Source organism: Pseudomonas sp. B21-047 (genome assembly GCF_024748775.1).
In the GTDB taxonomy this organism is placed as follows: domain Bacteria; phylum Pseudomonadota; class Gammaproteobacteria; order Pseudomonadales; family Pseudomonadaceae; genus Aquipseudomonas; species Aquipseudomonas capeferrum.
Genome location: NZ_CP087169.1, coordinates 1,989,865 through 2,004,793, shown reverse-complemented (window position 1 = coordinate 2,004,793; position 14,929 = coordinate 1,989,865). Strand labels below are relative to the sequence as shown.

The 14,929-nt window shown below is 61.8% G+C and carries 17 protein-coding genes and 2 tRNA genes; 11 read left to right on the top strand and 8 right to left on the bottom strand.

The genetic code is table 11. The annotated features are described in order from the left end of the window. Window positions 1-3: 3 nt before the first annotated feature. Window positions 4-429 carry a GTP pyrophosphokinase gene (locus LOY26_RS09275; protein WP_033696882.1) on the bottom strand — a complete coding sequence of 142 codons (426 nt, stop codon included), beginning with the start codon at window positions 427-429 and terminating at the stop codon, window positions 4-6. A gap of 115 nt (window positions 430-544) precedes the next feature. After that, complete coding sequence (locus LOY26_RS09270; protein ID WP_186659864.1) at window positions 545-1,114, bottom strand: SPOR domain-containing protein; 570 nt, start codon at window positions 1,112-1,114, stop codon at window positions 545-547. 341 nt (window positions 1,115-1,455) lie between these two features. On the opposite strand from LOY26_RS09270, the gene LOY26_RS09265 reads away from it, so the two are divergent. From LOY26_RS09265 to LOY26_RS09245, 5 genes are read left to right on the top strand one after another with little or no spacing between them, the layout of a single operon-like run. After that, window positions 1,456-1,974 carry a TRAP transporter small permease gene (locus tag LOY26_RS09265; protein WP_186663826.1) on the top strand — a complete coding sequence of 173 codons (519 nt, stop codon included), beginning with the start codon at window positions 1,456-1,458 and terminating at the stop codon, window positions 1,972-1,974. After that, window positions 1,974-3,257 carry a TRAP transporter large permease subunit gene (locus tag LOY26_RS09260; RefSeq protein ID WP_186659871.1) on the top strand — a complete coding sequence of 428 codons (1,284 nt, stop codon included), beginning with the start codon at window positions 1,974-1,976 and terminating at the stop codon, window positions 3,255-3,257. Before LOY26_RS09265 ends, LOY26_RS09260 begins: the two co-directional genes overlap by 1 nt. Window positions 3,258-3,286: 29 nt before the next feature. Next, complete coding sequence (locus LOY26_RS09255) at window positions 3,287-4,282, top strand: TRAP transporter substrate-binding protein (RefSeq protein ID WP_258714622.1); 996 nt, start codon at window positions 3,287-3,289, stop codon at window positions 4,280-4,282. A 51-nt stretch (window positions 4,283-4,333) separates the two neighbouring features. Next, entirely contained in the window at window positions 4,334-5,137 is an 804-nt protein-coding gene (locus LOY26_RS09250; protein WP_033696876.1) for a carbon-nitrogen hydrolase family protein, read from the top strand. Between the two features lie 25 nt (window positions 5,138-5,162). After that, window positions 5,163-5,963, top strand: coding sequence for an HpcH/HpaI aldolase/citrate lyase family protein (locus tag LOY26_RS09245; protein ID WP_095064276.1), 801 nt, complete (start codon window positions 5,163-5,165; stop codon window positions 5,961-5,963). 51 nt (window positions 5,964-6,014) lie between these two features. Here the strand turns inward: LOY26_RS09245 and LOY26_RS09240 are convergent, their stop codons facing one another. After that, window positions 6,015-6,914 carry a LysR family transcriptional regulator gene (locus LOY26_RS09240; protein WP_186659873.1) on the bottom strand — a complete coding sequence of 300 codons (900 nt, stop codon included), beginning with the start codon at window positions 6,912-6,914 and terminating at the stop codon, window positions 6,015-6,017. A 112-nt stretch (window positions 6,915-7,026) separates the two neighbouring features. Here LOY26_RS09240 and LOY26_RS09235 point away from each other — a divergent pair, with 112 nt between their 5' ends. The 4 genes from LOY26_RS09235 to LOY26_RS09220 are packed head-to-tail and all read left to right on the top strand — an operon-like array spanning window position 7,027 to window position 10,700. Continuing rightward, on the top strand, window positions 7,027-7,695 hold the full coding sequence (locus LOY26_RS09235; protein ID WP_258714621.1) for an RraA family protein: 669 nt from the start codon (window positions 7,027-7,029) through the stop codon (window positions 7,693-7,695). 46 nt (window positions 7,696-7,741) lie between these two features. Next, entirely contained in the window at window positions 7,742-8,791 is a 1,050-nt protein-coding gene (locus tag LOY26_RS09230; RefSeq protein WP_186663829.1) for a TRAP transporter substrate-binding protein, read from the top strand. 26 nt (window positions 8,792-8,817) lie between these two features. Further along, window positions 8,818-9,426 carry a TRAP transporter small permease subunit gene (locus LOY26_RS09225; RefSeq protein WP_186659879.1) on the top strand — a complete coding sequence of 203 codons (609 nt, stop codon included), beginning with the start codon at window positions 8,818-8,820 and terminating at the stop codon, window positions 9,424-9,426. Beyond that, window positions 9,420-10,700: a TRAP transporter large permease gene (locus LOY26_RS09220; RefSeq protein WP_186659881.1), complete on the top strand. Its 1,281-nt coding sequence runs from the start codon at window positions 9,420-9,422 to the stop codon at window positions 10,698-10,700. The genes LOY26_RS09225 and LOY26_RS09220 overlap by 7 nt, the downstream gene beginning before the upstream one ends. 46 nt (window positions 10,701-10,746) lie before the next feature. On the opposite strand, the gene LOY26_RS09215 is transcribed toward LOY26_RS09220, so the two are convergent. Together LOY26_RS09215 and LOY26_RS09210 are read right to left on the bottom strand one after the other, a co-directional pair. Further along, window positions 10,747-10,823, bottom strand: a tRNA-Val gene (locus LOY26_RS09215). A gap of 183 nt (window positions 10,824-11,006) precedes the next feature. After that, window positions 11,007-11,083, bottom strand: a tRNA-Val gene (locus tag LOY26_RS09210). 201 nt (window positions 11,084-11,284) lie between these two features. On the opposite strand from LOY26_RS09210, the gene LOY26_RS09205 reads away from it, so the two are divergent. Continuing rightward, window positions 11,285-12,568 (top strand): FAD-binding oxidoreductase, encoded by a 1,284-nt coding sequence (locus LOY26_RS09205; protein ID WP_258714620.1) that lies wholly within the window; start codon window positions 11,285-11,287, stop codon window positions 12,566-12,568. A 50-nt stretch (window positions 12,569-12,618) separates the two neighbouring features. Here the strand turns inward: LOY26_RS09205 and LOY26_RS09200 are convergent, their stop codons facing one another. After that, the gene (locus LOY26_RS09200; protein WP_258714619.1) at window positions 12,619-13,305 is read right to left on the bottom strand and encodes a peptidase C39 family protein; all 687 of its coding nucleotides are present in this window, start codon (window positions 13,303-13,305) and stop codon (window positions 12,619-12,621) included. A 223-nt stretch (window positions 13,306-13,528) separates the two neighbouring features. Between LOY26_RS09200 and LOY26_RS09195 the strand changes: the two genes are divergently transcribed. Beyond that, window positions 13,529-13,708: a hypothetical protein gene (locus LOY26_RS09195; RefSeq protein ID WP_033696866.1), complete on the top strand. Its 180-nt coding sequence runs from the start codon at window positions 13,529-13,531 to the stop codon at window positions 13,706-13,708. Window positions 13,709-13,785: 77 nt separating this feature from the next. Here LOY26_RS09195 and LOY26_RS09190 read toward each other — a convergent pair whose 3' ends face one another. Continuing rightward, on the bottom strand, window positions 13,786-14,538 hold the full coding sequence (locus tag LOY26_RS09190) for a TerC family protein (protein ID WP_033696865.1): 753 nt from the start codon (window positions 14,536-14,538) through the stop codon (window positions 13,786-13,788). Window positions 14,539-14,566: 28 nt separating this feature from the next. Then, window positions 14,567-14,806, bottom strand: a complete 240-nt coding sequence (locus LOY26_RS09185) for a hypothetical protein (RefSeq protein ID WP_033696863.1) — start codon at window positions 14,804-14,806, stop codon at window positions 14,567-14,569. Between the last annotated feature and the right edge of the window lie 123 nt (window positions 14,807-14,929).

Sequence of the window (14,929 nt, the reverse complement as noted above, 5' to 3'; positions counted from 1 at the left end):
GGGTCAGGCCAGTGTCTGCAGGTAGGCGCTGGCCTCCCGGTAACGGGCCAGCCGCGCCAGGTCGGCAGGGCCTGGGCAGGCGATGCGCGAGAGGTCGCTGTTGTCGGCCAGGTCGGCCAATTTGACGGTACGCGCCAGTGGGTCGACGCCCAGCCGTACCACGAAGTCCTGATAGGCCTCGCCGTCACGTCGGCTCAGCGCCAGCAAGGCGGCGAGAATTTTCAGTGCAAAACCTTCACGCGCCAGGTCGGACAGGGTCAGCGGGGTATCTTCGATCACATCATGAAGCACCGCGACGATCCGCTGCTCGGGCGTTGATACCCGCATCATCACGCGCAACGGGTGGAGGATGTACGCCGCCCCACCCTTATCGTATTGCCCTTCATGTGCCTTGGCTGCCACGACAATGGCCCGCTCCAGTGTAGACATGAGGCCCCTCCCCGTTCAGCTCTCCCAGTGCAAGCATAGCCCGCACTGGTCGCAGATGACAGGTCGGCTGCTGGCGATAGAGCCCTTGCGGCCTGCCTTGCAGCCTGGATAACCCTCAGCGCTGGGCGCCGTGCTGGATCACCACCGAATCGGTCCCCAGCTTGGCCATCACCTCGGCCTTGCGCGCCTCGGCTTCTTCCTTGGTGGGGAACGGCCCCATCAGCACGACCGGCTTGCCGTTGCGGTATTCGACAGAAGACGGGATGCCCTTCTCGATCAGGCGCGCTGTCATGTCGCTCAATGCGCCCATGTTCGCCCCCTGCACCACTTCGACATCCCAGCCTTCAGGGGCCGGCTCACCGGCCAGCGCCTCGGCGCGGCGCTGCAGGTCGGCACCGCCACACAGTTCGCGGATGCGCAGGTTGTTGCCGCTGTCGTCAACGATGATCTCATACTGGCCATCACGCTTGATCGCCACATAGCTGCGGTAGGCTTCGTACTGCCCGGCATCGTCCTTGCCGCGGACCTGGCCGCAGAGGGTGCCATTCGTGTCGATCCGCACGTTGCCGAACTTGGCCGTCTTGGGGTTGTGCAGGTGCTCGGCCACCTGCTTGTGCACGCCTTCGACCTCGTTCTCACAGCCCGCCAGGGCGAGCACTGCCATTACCACAGCCAGTTTGCGCACGCGTGTACCTCCAGATTCGAAGGGGCGGAGTCTAGCATGCCGACCCAGGGCAAGGACCGCGACCATACGTTACACCCTGCTACCGCGACGCTGCGACGGCAGTCCGTTCCACCGGCAACGCCAGCCCACTGATCGCTATTTCTTATCCCCCTGATAAAAAACTTGAGGCAGCAGACACCGGGCGTTTCGTTGAACAATCCACACAGTCGTACGACGACGTATGTCCAATAATAAAAAGGTGACTCCATGCCCCGCTCACACCTACAGGTGGATGTTCCTGTCCGCGTTCTCGCACCAAGCGCTTTCGGCGCTCCCTGGGCAGTGATGCTCCAGGAGGCGCCATGAAAACACTGATCGATGGTTACTTCCTGGTTCTGAAGACGTTGGTGATCGGGTGCCTTGTCATCATCACCTGCCTGATTTTCACCAATGTCGTGCTGCGCTACGGCTTCAACTCGGGCCTGTTCTTCAGCGAGGAGATTTCCCGCCTGGCCTTCGTCTGGCTGGTGTTCGCCGGCGCCCAACTGATGCTTCACGAACATGGCCACATCGGCGTCGACATCGTTACCCGACGGGTCTCCCCCGGCGTGGCCAGGTGCCTGCTGGCGCTCACTCAAGTGCTGATGCTCTACGTGACCTGGCTGTTCCTTGACGGCAGCTGGAAACAGACCGTGATCAACCTGCATGTAGGCGCCCCCTCCACAGGCATTTCCATGGCCTTGTTCCATGGTGCAGGCCTGGTCTTTTGCATACTCAGCGGGCTGCTGATCTTTACCCAGCTGGTCAGAAACCTCACGGGCACCCTGCCCGCCCACACCCCGGCCGAACCCTCGGCAGCCGAACACGGAGCAGTTGAATAATGGCCCTGTCTGTCTTCGTCGGCGTACTGATGGCCGCCATCCTGATCGGCGCCCCCATCGCCTACGCCCTGATCCTCTGCGGCGTTGCCTTGATGTGGCTGCTGGGCCTGTTCGATGGCCAGATCATCGCGCAGAACATCATCAACTCTGCAGGCAGCTTCCCCCTGCTGGCCATTCCGCTGTTCATCATCGCTGGCGAGGTCATGAACAGCGGTGGCTTGTCCAAGCGCATCATCAACCTGGCCATCACCTTGGTCGGCCACCTGCGCGGCGGGCTCGGCTACGTCACCATCATCGCCGGCGTGCTGCTGTCCAGCCTGTCCGGTTCGGCACTGGCGGACGCGGCCTCGCTGACCGCGCTGCTGCTGCCGATGATGGTCATCGCCGGCTACAACCGCGACCGCTCCGGCGGCTTGATCGCCTCGGTCTCGGTACTCGGTTCGATCATCCCGCCCAGTATCGGCTTCGTCGTGCTGGGGGTGGCTTCCGGCCTGTCGATCACCAAGCTGTTCCTTGCCGGCATCGCCCCGGGGCTGATGATCGCCACCGCCCTGATCGTGGCCTGGTGGCTGATGTCGCGGCGCAATACCGAGGTCGAGCTGAGCCCAAAGGCCAGTGCCAAGGAGCGCCTCAAGGCCTTGGTCGACAGCTTCTGGGCATTGATGCTGCCGGTCATCATCGTGGTAGGCCTGCGCTTTGGCGTGGTCACCCCCACCGAGGCCGGTGCGGTTGCCAGCGTCTATGCCCTGCTGGTGTCGTCGTTGATCTACCGCGAACTCAGCCTCAAGTCGCTCAATGACCTGCTGCTGCGCGCCGGCAAGACCACCGCCGCCGTGATGTTCCTGGTCGCCGCTGCCTCGATACCCGCCTGGATGATCACCATTGCCGACATCCCGGGGCAGATCATCGACCTGATCCAGCCAGTGATGGACAACCCACGCCTGCTGATCGTGGTGCTGATGCTGTTGATCCTGGTGATCTCCATGGTCATGGACTTGACGCCGACGATACTGCTGCTTGCGCCCATCCTGGTGCCGGTAGTGACCGCCGCCAACATCGACCCGATCTATTTCGGCGTGCTGTTCATGATCAATTGCTCGATCGGCCTGATCACCCCACCCGTGGGCACGGTGCTGAACGTCGTGTGCGGCATCGGCAGGATGCGCTACGAGGCGCTGCTCAAGGGCACGTTCCCGTTCCTGATCGCCGAAATCATCGTGCTGTTCCTGCTGGTCATCTTCCCCGAACTGGTCACTGTCCCCGCTCAGTGGTTCGGCCACTGATCCCCCTACAACAATAAAAGGCACACACCATGAAGAAGCTCGCCGTCATCGCCGCCCTGTTGCTCTCCAGCAGCCTGAGCATGGCCGCCGATTACAATCCGCGCGTGATCAAGTTCGCCGCCACCAGCCCCAAGGGCACACCACCGGCCATCGGCATGGAGCTGTTCGCCAAGAAAGTGCAAGAGCGCAGCGATGGCAAGATCAAGGTACGCACCTTCCCCAATGGCGTCCTGGGTGGCGACGTGCAAGTGCTGTCGTCGCTGCAAGGCGGCGTGGTTGAAATGATGACCTGGAACGCCGGGCTGATGATCAACCACGTCACCGACTTCGGCATCCTCGACTTCCCGTTCCTGTACACCGACACCGCCAAGGTCGATGCCATGCTCGATGGCGAAGTGGGCAAGATGCTCACCGACCAGTTGCCCGAAAAAAACCTGGTCGGCCTGGCGTTCTGGGAGCTGGGCGTACGCAACCTGACCAACAATGCGCGCCCGGTGCAACGCCTTGAAGACATTGCCGGCCTGAAGATCCGCGCGCAGCAATCGCCGCTGTTCCTCGACGTGTGGGCTGCGCTGGGTGCCAACCCCACCCCTCTGCCTTTCACCGAGGTGCACACGGCACTGGAGACCGGCACCGTGGATGGCCAGGAAAACCCGGCGGCGCTGATCCTGGCCTCGCGCTTCAACGAGGTCCAGAAGTACCTGAGCCTGACCCGGCATAACTACAACCCGCAGATTGTGCTGATCAGCAAGACCTTCTGGGACACCCTCAACCGCGATGAGCAGCAACTGCTGACCGAGGTGGCCCAGGAAGTGCGCCTGGAGCAGCGCAGGATCTCCCGCGAGGCCGACAGCAAGGCCATCGCCGAACTGCGCAGCGACGGCATGCAGGTCAACGACATGCCAGCCGAAGAGGTCGCGCGGATCCAGGCCAGGATCCGCCCCGTGGTCGACAAGTACGCCGCCCAGATCAACCCCGAACTGGTCAGCAAGGTCTACCAGGCCATGGGCTACCAGGCGCAGTGACATTACCCGCGCCGCCCGTGGCGGCGCCCTTCAATTGCCACAAGGACCCGCATGAAAATCTCCGTTGCCCAGATTCATCCCGTGGCCGGCAACCCGGCCCTCACCCTGGAAAAGGTTGCCGAACTGGCACGTCAGACGGCGGCTGAAGGCTCGCGCCTGATCGCCTTTGCCGAATGCCTGATTACCGGTGGCGCTTTCGACAGCCGCGAAGACCTCGAACGCGGCGCCATTACCCTCGATGCCTTGGCACCGCTGCTGCAGGTATCGGCGCAGAGCGGCATCCTGATCGTGGTCGGTTTCTACGAACGGCATGAAGCCTCGGTGTACAACACCGCCGCGCTGATCGGCGCACAGGGCATCATCGGCCTGCACCGCAAACGCCATCTGCCGTTCATGATCGGCGACCGTTTCACCGACCGCCCGAGCGAGTGGGCGCCGCCGGTGTTCGACACCGAGATCGGCCGTATCGGCCTGGCCATCTGCTATGAAATCCGTTTCCCCGAGGTGGTCCGCACGCTGGCGCTCGAAGGCGCCGATATTGTCGTGCTGCCTGCCGCCTGGCCTGAGCAGGCGCGCATGCTGCCGGATATTTTCAGCACCGTGCGCGCGGCCGAGAACATGGTCTATTTCGTCGCGCCCAACCGCAACGACATGGATGAAGGCATGCAGTTCATCGGCACCAGCCACATCATCGAACCCTCCGGCAAGACCTTGGTACGCGCAGGGCTGGAAGACGGTGTGTACAGCGTCGAAATCGACCTGGCCAAGGCCCGCAACAAATCGCTGATACGTGACCCTGGCGTGTTCGAGGTGCACCCGTTCCGCGACCGCCTGCCCGAAACCTATCGCCTCTGATATCAGCCCAAGGCAGACCTTGACCATGAACCCAAACATCACACACACAACGCTGAAGGCGCGCATGGCACGCGGTGCTACCTTCGGCATGAACATTTACAGTACGGCCTGCATGCCCATCGAGGTGGCCGGCAACTGGGGCCTGGACTTCGTCTTCATCGATGCCGAGCACACTGCGCTGGGTGTCGACAGCCACATGGAGAAGCTCTTGCTGGCCGCCAACAGCACGGCCATCCCCTGCCTTGTACGGGTGCGTGGCACGCTGGAGTGGGACATCCGCAAGGCGCTGGAGATGGGCGCTTCGGGCGTGATCGTGCCGCAGGTCCACACGGCGGCGCAGATGCGCGAAATCATCCGCTACAGCAAGTTCCCCCCGCTGGGACGCCGCGGCGGTGACAGTTCGGTGCGCTCGGCAGGGTTCGCCGGGCCCGGCTTCGACTGGGCCACCTACACCCAGGCCGAAAATACCCGCAGCGTGATCGTGCCGATGGCCGAAAGTTACGAGTTCTTTGACAACATCGATGAAATACTCGACGTGGAGGGCATCGACGCCGTGCACTTCGGCCCTGCCGATTATTCATTGTCGCGACATTTGCCGGTCGACTACCGCCTTGGCAACCCCGAAGTGCTGCAACGCCTTGAGCTGCTGATCGAGAAGTGCCATGCCCGCGCGATCCAGGTCATGGTGCCGTGCTTCCCCGCAGACCAGGCCACCGCGCAGCGCCTCATCGAAATGGGCAGCGACATGCTGTTGATGGGCAGCGACCTGTCCTGGCTCAACCAGGCCGGGCAACAGATCTCGGCCGTTAAACGCGCACTGGCCTGAACGCCGGCCCGGCCAAGGCGCCTGCGCCGCGGCCGGGCACACCCGGTTTGATCAATCGACCAGAAAATTCTGTTTGACCAAGGTCGCCCGGATAATCGAAACCAAGGTATCAAGTTGCATATCCGGGCGTTCGGTCAAATAAGACAGGCAGAACTTGGCCGGCGGGATCGGCGGATCGCACGGTAATGTCTTCAACAAATCGACAGCCAGCAGGTCGCGAATCAAGGGTACCGGCAAAATACCAATGGCATGCCCTGCCGCTACCATCTTGGCAATAAAGGCCAGCGAGTTGCTCGAATGAAAGGCATGGCTGACCGAGCCACTTTCCTTCAGCCAGCGGTCCACCACTGAATACAGTGTCGAGGGCGCACTGTGGGTGACAATCGAATATTGCCGGGCCTGCTGCGCCAGAAAAGGCCCCGGGGCCACGTCCAGGTGCCGCGCCGCCACCCACTGGAAGGTCATCCACCCAAGGAATACATCGGTTACATCCTCACGCGTGGCCGGGTTGGTCAGCAGCGCGATGTCGAGTTCGTGGTCGTTCAGCTTGCGGTTGAGCACCGCACCGACATCGATGGATATCTCCAGGGTGATCTCGGGGAAGTGCGCCTTTATATCGCTGATTACCGCCGTCAGCCCGACCATCGCCGAACATTCGTCCGCGCCCAGGCGCAAGCGCCGGTGCTTTTTCTGCTGCGCGGCAAACTGCTCGAGTTGCGTGCTGTTGTTGAGCACCTGTTCGGCGTGGCGCAAAGCGGTATGGCCATCTGCGGTAAGGCTCATGCGTTGCTTGCTGCGGTCGAACAACTTGACGCTGAGCAGCGATTCCATTTCCTTGATCCGCGCCGACACTGCAGGTTGCGTCAGGTGAAGATGACGGGAGGCGGCATGAACGCCCCCGAGGCGGGCGGTCCAGTAGAACGCCTCGATCTGCATCAGCGTGATACGCATGATAAAAACTGCTCCGGTTACTGCTTACGGATTTTTATTATCGACCGTTAAGCGTGCTTGTTAGGATGACCGAAACCCTTCGAAAAAGCATCCGGCCTAATAACAACACCCTATGTATATTATCGAAGCAATGCCCGCCCCGATCAGCGCCGCTGAACTTGAAGTCTTGATCAACGCCGAACCGGCGACCATCGGCCACTTCATTACCCACGGTATTGCCAACCCGCACATCAAGGCACACTTTCAGAATGTCAGGGCCGTGGGTACTGCGGTGACCGTGAGGATGCCAGGCAACGATGGCGGGATTCTGCATTACGCCATGGGCTGCGTGCGCCCAGGCGACTTTCTGGTGGTGGACCGCTGCGGTGAACGCATGACCGCCGCCCTGGGCGGCGCCATGGCCTACGCCGCCAAGCAGGCTGGCGTGGCGGGGATCATCGTCGACGGCTACGTCACCGACCTGGGCGAAATACGCGAGCATGGTGTGCCAGTGTGGTCACGCGGTGCCAGCGCGATTACCACCCGCGTGATCGGCCTGGAAGGCGAGTTCTGTACCGCCATCCAATGTGGCGGGGTAATTGTCCACCCCGGCGATGCGGTGGTGGCAGACGAAAACGGCATGGTGTTTCTGCGCCCCGGCCAGGTGATCGAAATGGCTCAGCGTGCCATCGACTTCCAGCACAACGAAAAGCACACGCTGGCGCGGCTGGCCAAGGGTGAGAAATTCCCTGATATCGTCGGTTCACGAACCACCATCGAGGCCGCGTCCCGCCCTCGTTGATCGAACAGCCCCAAAGTAGCTCCCGAACAAGCACAAGAGGACTACCGTGAAACTCAGCTCGCTGCTCATCCCCCTGGCGTTCGGCGCGCTGCTCGGTACCTCGCCGGCGCGCGCGCAAGACTACCCCGTGATGCGCTTCAACGTGGTGGGCGGTGGCAGCCACAACTACACGTTCCGGGCGGTTGAACAGCCTTTCTGGAATCAGACGTTGCCCGCGCGCTCGCAAGGCAGGGTCACCGCGCAACTGCTGGGGTTGTCGGAAAGTGGCCTGAAAGGCCCGGAGATCATTCGCCTGATGCGCTTTGGCGCAGTTGATATCGGCATGGGCGTGTTCGCCTTCGTCGCCGGCGACGATGCCACCTTCGAAGGTGTGGACCTGCCCGGCCTGGCCGATACCATCGACACCGCCCATAGGGTCGCCAACGCCTACAAGCCGGTGCTCGAACAACGCATGGCCGAGCGTCACGGCATCAAGTTGCTGGCCACCGTCCCCTATACCGCGCAGGTCTTCTTTTGCCGCGATGCCGTGCACTCGCTGGCTGACTTGAAGGGCAGGAAAGTGCGCACTCGGGGGCGCAATATGGCCGAGCTGGTCAAGGCCATGGGCGCGGCGCCCGTCACCCTGCCCTTTGCCGAGGTGGTAACCGCCATGCAAACCGGCGTCATCGACTGCGCCATCACCGGCATTGGCTCGGGCAACGCCGCCAAGTGGTACGACGTTGCAGGCTACCTTTACAACCTGCCCGTGGATTGGTCGATCGGCTTCTATGGCATCGGCCTGAAGCGCTGGCAGCAATTGCCGCCCGAGGTGCAGCAATTGCTGCAGGTGCAATCGCAAGTGCTGGAGCAGGCCCTGTGGCAAGCGACCGCCAACGAGAACCGTTATGCCCAGGCCTGCAATGTCGGCGGCCCTGACTGCCAGATTCATCACCCCGCACACATGACCGCCTCGGCCCCGACCGCAGCAGAGCAGCAGACCCTGCGCCAGGCCGCACTGACCATCGCCAACGACTGGGGCAAACGCTGCGGCGGCCCCTGCGTGGCACGCTGGAATGCCACCGTGGGCGATGCCATCGGCATGCGCCTGGCCCCATGAGCCACCCTGCTTCGGAGACTACCCACATGCACACCGCCCGCTCAGGCATGGGAGCCATCAGCGCCATTGCCAAGGCCAGTACCTGGGTCGGCGGCTTCGCGCTGCTCACCTGCGCCCTTCTGATTGGCATCGACCTGATCTTGCGCAAGGCCCTGGGCATCTCCATGGGCGGCGCCGACGAAATAGCCGGTTACGTGCTGGCGATCACCAGCGCCTGGGCGCTCCCGGTCACCTTGCTGAAGCGCGCGCACATCCGCGTGGACATCCTCTACACCCGCCTTGGTCTGCGCCCCAGGGTCGCGCTCGACCTGTTCGCCCTCGCCTGCATGCTGGTGCTTGCCAGCACATTGGCCTACCACGCGTGGAACGTGCTGTGGGACTCCATCGAATACCGTTCAGTGTCAAACACGCCACTGCAGGTACCACAATGGCTGCCTCAATCGCTCTGGTTCGGCGGCTACGTGTTCTTTGCCCTGACCTTGTCGAGCCTGGTGGTCACCTGCACCCGCCACTTGCTGCACGGCCGCTGGCACGCTGTCAGCAAACTGATCGGCATCAACTCGGTGGAGGAGGATATCCAGCAGGAACGCTACCCCGGCAGCCCCGCTGCTGGCACGGGGCACAAACCATGCTGAGCCTCACCCTGATCGTGCTGCTCGCACTGCTGGCGCTTAGCGTGGCCGCTGCAGTCAGTGTCGGCCTGCTGGGCATGTCCCTGTCGCAGTTGTTCTCGACATTGCCGTTAAGCAGCGCCATGGGTGAAATTGCCTGGAATACCAGTAGCGAATTCCTTCTGGTGGCGATCCCTTTGTACATCCTGATGGGTGAACTGCTGGTGTGCTCAGGCGTGGCCGGGCGCATGTACCAGGCCGTCGAAAAGTGGCTGTCGTGGCTGCCAGGTGGCTTGATGAATTCGAACATCGGCGCCAGCGCACTGTTCGCCACCACCAGCGGCTCCAGCGTGGCGACTGCGGCCACCCTCTCGACCCTGGCCATCCCCGAGCAGGAACGCAAAGGCTACAACGCGCCGCTGTTTCTCGGCTCGATTGCCGCCGGTGGCACACTGGGCATCCTGATTCCGCCTTCGATCAACATGATCCTGTTTGCCCTGATCGCCAACGTGTCAGTACCCAAGCTGTACCTGGCCGCGACCGTTCCCAGCATCATCCTGAGCGTGCTGTTTATCGCGTTGATCGTGCTGGCCTGCCTGATTCGGCCACAGCTGGACGGCCGCAAGGCGCCTACGCGCTGGGCCGAGCGCCTGGCCTGCCTCCCTGACCTGTTGCCGCCACTGGCGATCTTCGCCCTGGTGATCGGTTCGATCTACAGCGGCTTCGCCACCGCCAGCGAGTCGGCAGCGCTGGGTGTGCTGAGCGCCTTGGGCCTGGGCCTATGGCGCCGGGCAATCACCTGGCAGAGCCTCGGTCAGGCGTTCGAGGCAACCCTGCGCACCACCGGCATGATCATGTTCATCACCCTGTCGGCGTTCTTTCTCAACTTTGTGCTGGCCTCCATTGGCCTGACCACCACGCTGGTCCATTTTGTCACTGACCTGAACCTTTCCCCCACGGCCACACTGCTGGCGATCATCCTGTTCTACATCGTGCTGGGTTGCTTCATGGACACGCTGGCCATGTTGATCACCACCGCGCCGCTGATCGTACCGATCATCGTCGCACTGGGTTTCGATCCGTTGTGGTTTGGGGTGGTGTTGATCGTGCTGTGCGAGATGGGCCAGATTACGCCACCGTTCGGCATGAACCTGTTCGTGGTGCAGAGCATTCGTGGCCGGGGCAACTTCATGGACGTGGTGTACGGCGCGCTGCCGTTCTGCCTGGCGTTGCTGGTGCTGATCGCGCTGTTGATCGCCTTTCCACAACTGGCGTTGTGGTTACCGGCAGCCGTTTAGCGGGCAATAAAAAAGGGCGATCCGTGTGGATCGCCCTTTTTCGATTTGGTAGGCACAATTGGACTCGAACCAACGACCCCCACCATGTCAAGGTGGTGCTCTAACCAACTGAGCTATGTGCCTGTCGTGTGGTGCGCATATTAGTGATCGAATGCGTACCTGTAAAGCTTTTTTTTCAGAAAAATCAAAAACTTTCGGTTTTGACCGGAGGGGCTGCTTCATGCCCCTTTTCGACCGGATCGACGCTCCCGCAAGGCCGCCCAATGAAAAAAGGGGCAACCCTTTCGGATTGCCCCTTCTTCGATTTGGTAGGCACAATTGGACTCGAACCAACGACCCCCACCATGTCAAGGTGGTGCTCTAACCAACTGAGCTATGTGCCTGTCGTGTGGTGCGCATTCTACGCACTCCGAAAACCATGTCAACACTTTTTTTCGCGCTAACTTACTGAATCTTAACCTCTTTATAGGAAGGCTTCGGCGACGGCCGGGTAAAGGATTTTCAACGGACGACTAGCGGGTGTTTATTATTATTGATAGCATCGCTACATTCGTTAAAAATATAACACACGAGGTTTCTCGAGCATGGCCAACACCCCCTACCCCCAGTCCTACTACGCCGCCTCGGCTAACCCGGTGCCGCCACGTCCGGCGCTGCAGGGTGAGGTGGAAACCGATGTGTGCATCATCGGTGCCGGCTACACCGGCCTGTCCAGCGCCTTGTTCCTGCTGGAAAACGGCTTCAAGGTCAGCATCGTCGAAGCCGCCAAGGTTGGTTTTGGCGCGTCCGGCCGCAACGGCGGCCAGATCGTCAACAGCTACAGCCGTGACATCGACGTGATCGAGCGCACCGTCGGCCCCAAGCAGGCACAACTGCTGGGCCAGATGGCATTCGAAGGTGGCCGCATCATTCGTGAGCGTGTCGCCAAGTACAATATCCAGTGCGACCTGAAAGACGGTGGCGTGTTCGCAGCCATCACCCCTAAACAGATGAGCCACCTGGAGTCGCAAAAGCGCCTGTGGGAACGCTTTGGCCACAACCAGCTCGAGCTGATGGACCAGAAGCGCATCCGTGAAGTAGTCGCATGCGACAGCTACATCGGCGGCATGCTGGACATGAGCGGCGGCCACATCCACCCGCTGAACCTGGCCCTGGGCGAAGCGGCCGCGGTCGAGTCGCTGGGCGGCATCATCTATGAGCAGACCCCGGCCATCCGTATCGAGCGTGGCGCCAACCCGGTCGTGCACACACCGCAAGGCAAGGTGCGCGCCAAGTTCATCATCGTCGCCGGTAACGCCTACCTGGGCAACCTGGTGCCAGAGCTGGCCGCCAAGTCCATGCCGTGCGGCACCCAGGTGATCACCACCGAGCCCCTGAGCGATGACCTGGCACGTACCCTGCTGCCGCAGGATTACTGTGTCGAAGACTGCAACTACCTGCTCGACTACTACCGCCTGACCAGCGACAAGCGCCTGATCTTCGGCGGCGGCGTGGTCTACGGCGCGCGTGACCCGGCGAACATCGAGGCAATCATCCGTCCGAAGATGCTCAAGGCCTTCCCGCAGTTGCAGAACGTGAAGATCGATTACGCCTGGACCGGCAACTTCCTGCTGACCCTGTCGCGCCTGCCGCAGGTTGGCCGCATCGGCGACAACATCTATTACTCCCAGGGCTGCTCGGGCCACGGCGTCACCTACACGCACTTGGCAGGCAAGGTGCTGGCCGAGGCGCTGCGTGGCCAGGCCGAGCGTTTCGATGCGTTCGCAGGCCTGCCGCACTACCCGTTCCCGGGTGGCCAGATGCTGCGTGTGCCATTCAGCGCCATCGGTGCCTGGTACTACAGCCTGCGTGACCGCCTGGGCTTCTGATTGATGCCTCGGTAACCTAACACCGGCCTCTTCGCGAGGCCGGTGTGCGTTCACCGCCCCAGGCTGTTCACGGCCTGTTTCGCGGCGATTTCCTGCCCTGCTCGGGCCAGTTCGTCAGCCGCCTGCAACCAACGTTGCCGGTCTACCTGGGCGGGCAGTTGCCGCGGCGGTTGCACCAGCACCGCCCAACTGCCCTGCTTGGCCCAGGCCGAAGCAAAATCATCGAAGGCCATCAGTTGCCTGCGGTGCATGCCTGAGCGCAACAGTACCCGCTGCTTGTAGCGGTCATAACCGATCAGCACCGCGTAGCGTGGCTCGCTCCACCAGGCTGAACCCTCCTCGTAACGCAGCAATACCGGGTTGCCCGCCGCCACCTGCATCAGCAAGGCGTCCATCTGCTTGTCCAGCGCGTACACCACCATGCCGTAGTCACGCGCCACGCGGGGGATGCTGGTGTCCAGCGTTTCGGCGCCCTGGGGCAGGTTCAATGGTTTGTCCAGCAGGCCTGGCGTGATCGGCGCCCCCTGCTGCGAAAGCAGCGCTGCCAGGGCCATGGCGCCGCTGTGGTTGGCATTGCCACGGTAAAACGGCACGCTGCTGATCTCGACCCGCTGCGGCAGGCCTTTCAGGTTCGCGGGCGGTGCGCTGGCACAACCGGCCAGGCTGGCCGCCATCAGGCAGGCCAGCAGCAGCCGACGGGGGGCTGAGGCCAGCGGTTTGAAGGAAACTTGCTCCATGGGCACTCGCTTGTTCCGATGCCAGGCAGGCAGCGCCCGGCTCTGGGCTCAGATCATAGGGCCCACAGGTGCGCGGGTATAGTCCGACACAGGCTTGTAGCCAATCGGACCAAGCAATAGACCTTTGATCAATGGAACGTCACACGGGTCGAGCTAGACTAAAGCAGTGTCTGTAAGGCGAGCCCTGGCTGACAGCGCGCTTGCCCGAGAGAAGGAGGCACACATGAGCCTGACCCTGGCAATCCTCATGCTGGTAGGTATGTGGCTGAGCGTCGCAGCCGCCATGCTGTGGGGTGTACTGCGTATCGTGCGGCGTCATTCCCATCATCACTCCCTGCCCCCGCAGGGCCTGGCCAAACCTCAGGTAGGGCACAGGGTACGGCGGCAAGTGGAGGCGCATTAAACTCACGCTTTTGTGATGGTCCATTCGCAGGGCCCACCCCTGGCTTCAAGGCCAGCGGTGGGCATGCGCCTTTTACATCAACCTTCTGCCGCTTCGCGCTTGAGCCGCGCCCGACGGGCCATGATGTTGAGGACCTCGATCAAGGTCGAGAAGGCCATCGCTGCGTACACATACCCTTTCGGTACATGAGCCCCCATGCCTTCGGCGATCAGGGTCATGCCGATCATGATCAGGAAGCCCAGGGCCAGCATCACCACGGTCGGGTTGTCATTGATGAACTTAGCCAGCGGGTCGGCCGCCACCAGCATCACGATCACGGCAGCGATCACGGCAATGATCATGATCGGCAGGTGCTCGGTCATACCCACGGCGGTAATGATGCTGTCGATCGAGAAGACGATATCCAGCAGCAGGATCTGGCCGATGGCTGCGGCAAAGCCCAAGGTGATGGTGGAACCGGCCTTGGACTCTTCCTTGGCACCATGCGGGTCGACGTTCTCGTGGATTTCCTTGGTGGCCTTCCACAGCAGGAACAAGCCACCTGCGATCAGAATCATGTCCTTCCACGAGAAGCTGTGGCCGAACACATCGATCACCGGCTCGGTCAGTTGCACGATCCAGGCCACGGTGCTGAGCAGCGCCAGGCGCATGACCAGGGCCATGCTGATACCAATGCGCCGCGCCTTGGAACGGTATTCCATGGGTAGCTTGTTGGTCAGGATGGAGATGAAGATCAGGTTGTCGATGCCGAGCACGATCTCCATGGCCACCAAGGTGGCGAGGGCGACCCAGGCGGTCGGGCTTGCGGCGAGTTCCAGCAAATATTCCATTTAATCAATCCTGCATCGGGTCTTGGGGTCAGATGTCCTGGGTCTTTTCGTGCTTTTCAGCATCTTTGGGCGGCTGGCCTTCGCTGCCGATGGCATCGCTCAGGGCCTGCTGGGCCGCTTCGTTGGTCTTGTCGATGGCCTGCTTGGCCGACTGGGCGGCTTGGTCGAGCATCTGCTGGGCAGATTTTTCAGCCTGATCGCAGCCGGCCAGGGTGAACAGGGCCAGGGCCAGCACCAAAGGCGTGCCAATGGATTTAAGCTGCAACATGGGTTCCTCGCTTGTCGATATTCCGGCGGCGCGCAACGCGCCTCATGGAGTCGCATTCTAGAGAGGCGAATACATCAGGAAAATTCGTATTTTCAGCGGTTATACTTCGGTTTTTACGAATCG

Excerpts from the sequence above, each read along its gene's own strand:
- LOY26_RS09185 (WP_033696863.1), bottom strand. The coding sequence starts at position 14,806 with ATGTTGCAGCTTAAATCCATTGGCACGCCTTTGGTGCTGGCCCTGGCC.
- LOY26_RS09225 (WP_186659879.1), top strand. The coding sequence starts at position 8,818 with ATGCACACCGCCCGCTCAGGCATGGGAGCCATCAGCGCCATTGCCAAG.
- LOY26_RS09275 (WP_033696882.1), bottom strand. The coding sequence starts at position 429 with ATGTCTACACTGGAGCGGGCCATTGTCGTGGCAGCCAAGGCACATGAA.
- LOY26_RS09235 (WP_258714621.1), top strand. The coding sequence starts at position 7,027 with ATGTATATTATCGAAGCAATGCCCGCCCCGATCAGCGCCGCTGAACTT.
- LOY26_RS09245 (WP_095064276.1), top strand. The coding sequence starts at position 5,163 with ATGAACCCAAACATCACACACACAACGCTGAAGGCGCGCATGGCACGC.
- LOY26_RS09260 (WP_186659871.1), top strand. The coding sequence starts at position 1,974 with ATGGCCCTGTCTGTCTTCGTCGGCGTACTGATGGCCGCCATCCTGATC.
- LOY26_RS09265 (WP_186663826.1), top strand. The coding sequence starts at position 1,456 with ATGAAAACACTGATCGATGGTTACTTCCTGGTTCTGAAGACGTTGGTG.
- LOY26_RS09205 (WP_258714620.1), top strand. The coding sequence starts at position 11,285 with ATGGCCAACACCCCCTACCCCCAGTCCTACTACGCCGCCTCGGCTAAC.
- LOY26_RS09190 (WP_033696865.1), bottom strand. The coding sequence starts at position 14,538 with ATGGAATATTTGCTGGAACTCGCCGCAAGCCCGACCGCCTGGGTCGCC.
- LOY26_RS09250 (WP_033696876.1), top strand. The coding sequence starts at position 4,334 with ATGAAAATCTCCGTTGCCCAGATTCATCCCGTGGCCGGCAACCCGGCC.
- LOY26_RS09220 (WP_186659881.1), top strand. The coding sequence starts at position 9,420 with ATGCTGAGCCTCACCCTGATCGTGCTGCTCGCACTGCTGGCGCTTAGC.
- LOY26_RS09255 (WP_258714622.1), top strand. The coding sequence starts at position 3,287 with ATGAAGAAGCTCGCCGTCATCGCCGCCCTGTTGCTCTCCAGCAGCCTG.
- LOY26_RS09195 (WP_033696866.1), top strand. The coding sequence starts at position 13,529 with ATGAGCCTGACCCTGGCAATCCTCATGCTGGTAGGTATGTGGCTGAGC.
- LOY26_RS09200 (WP_258714619.1), bottom strand. The coding sequence starts at position 13,305 with ATGGAGCAAGTTTCCTTCAAACCGCTGGCCTCAGCCCCCCGTCGGCTG.
- LOY26_RS09240 (WP_186659873.1), bottom strand. The coding sequence starts at position 6,914 with ATGCGTATCACGCTGATGCAGATCGAGGCGTTCTACTGGACCGCCCGC.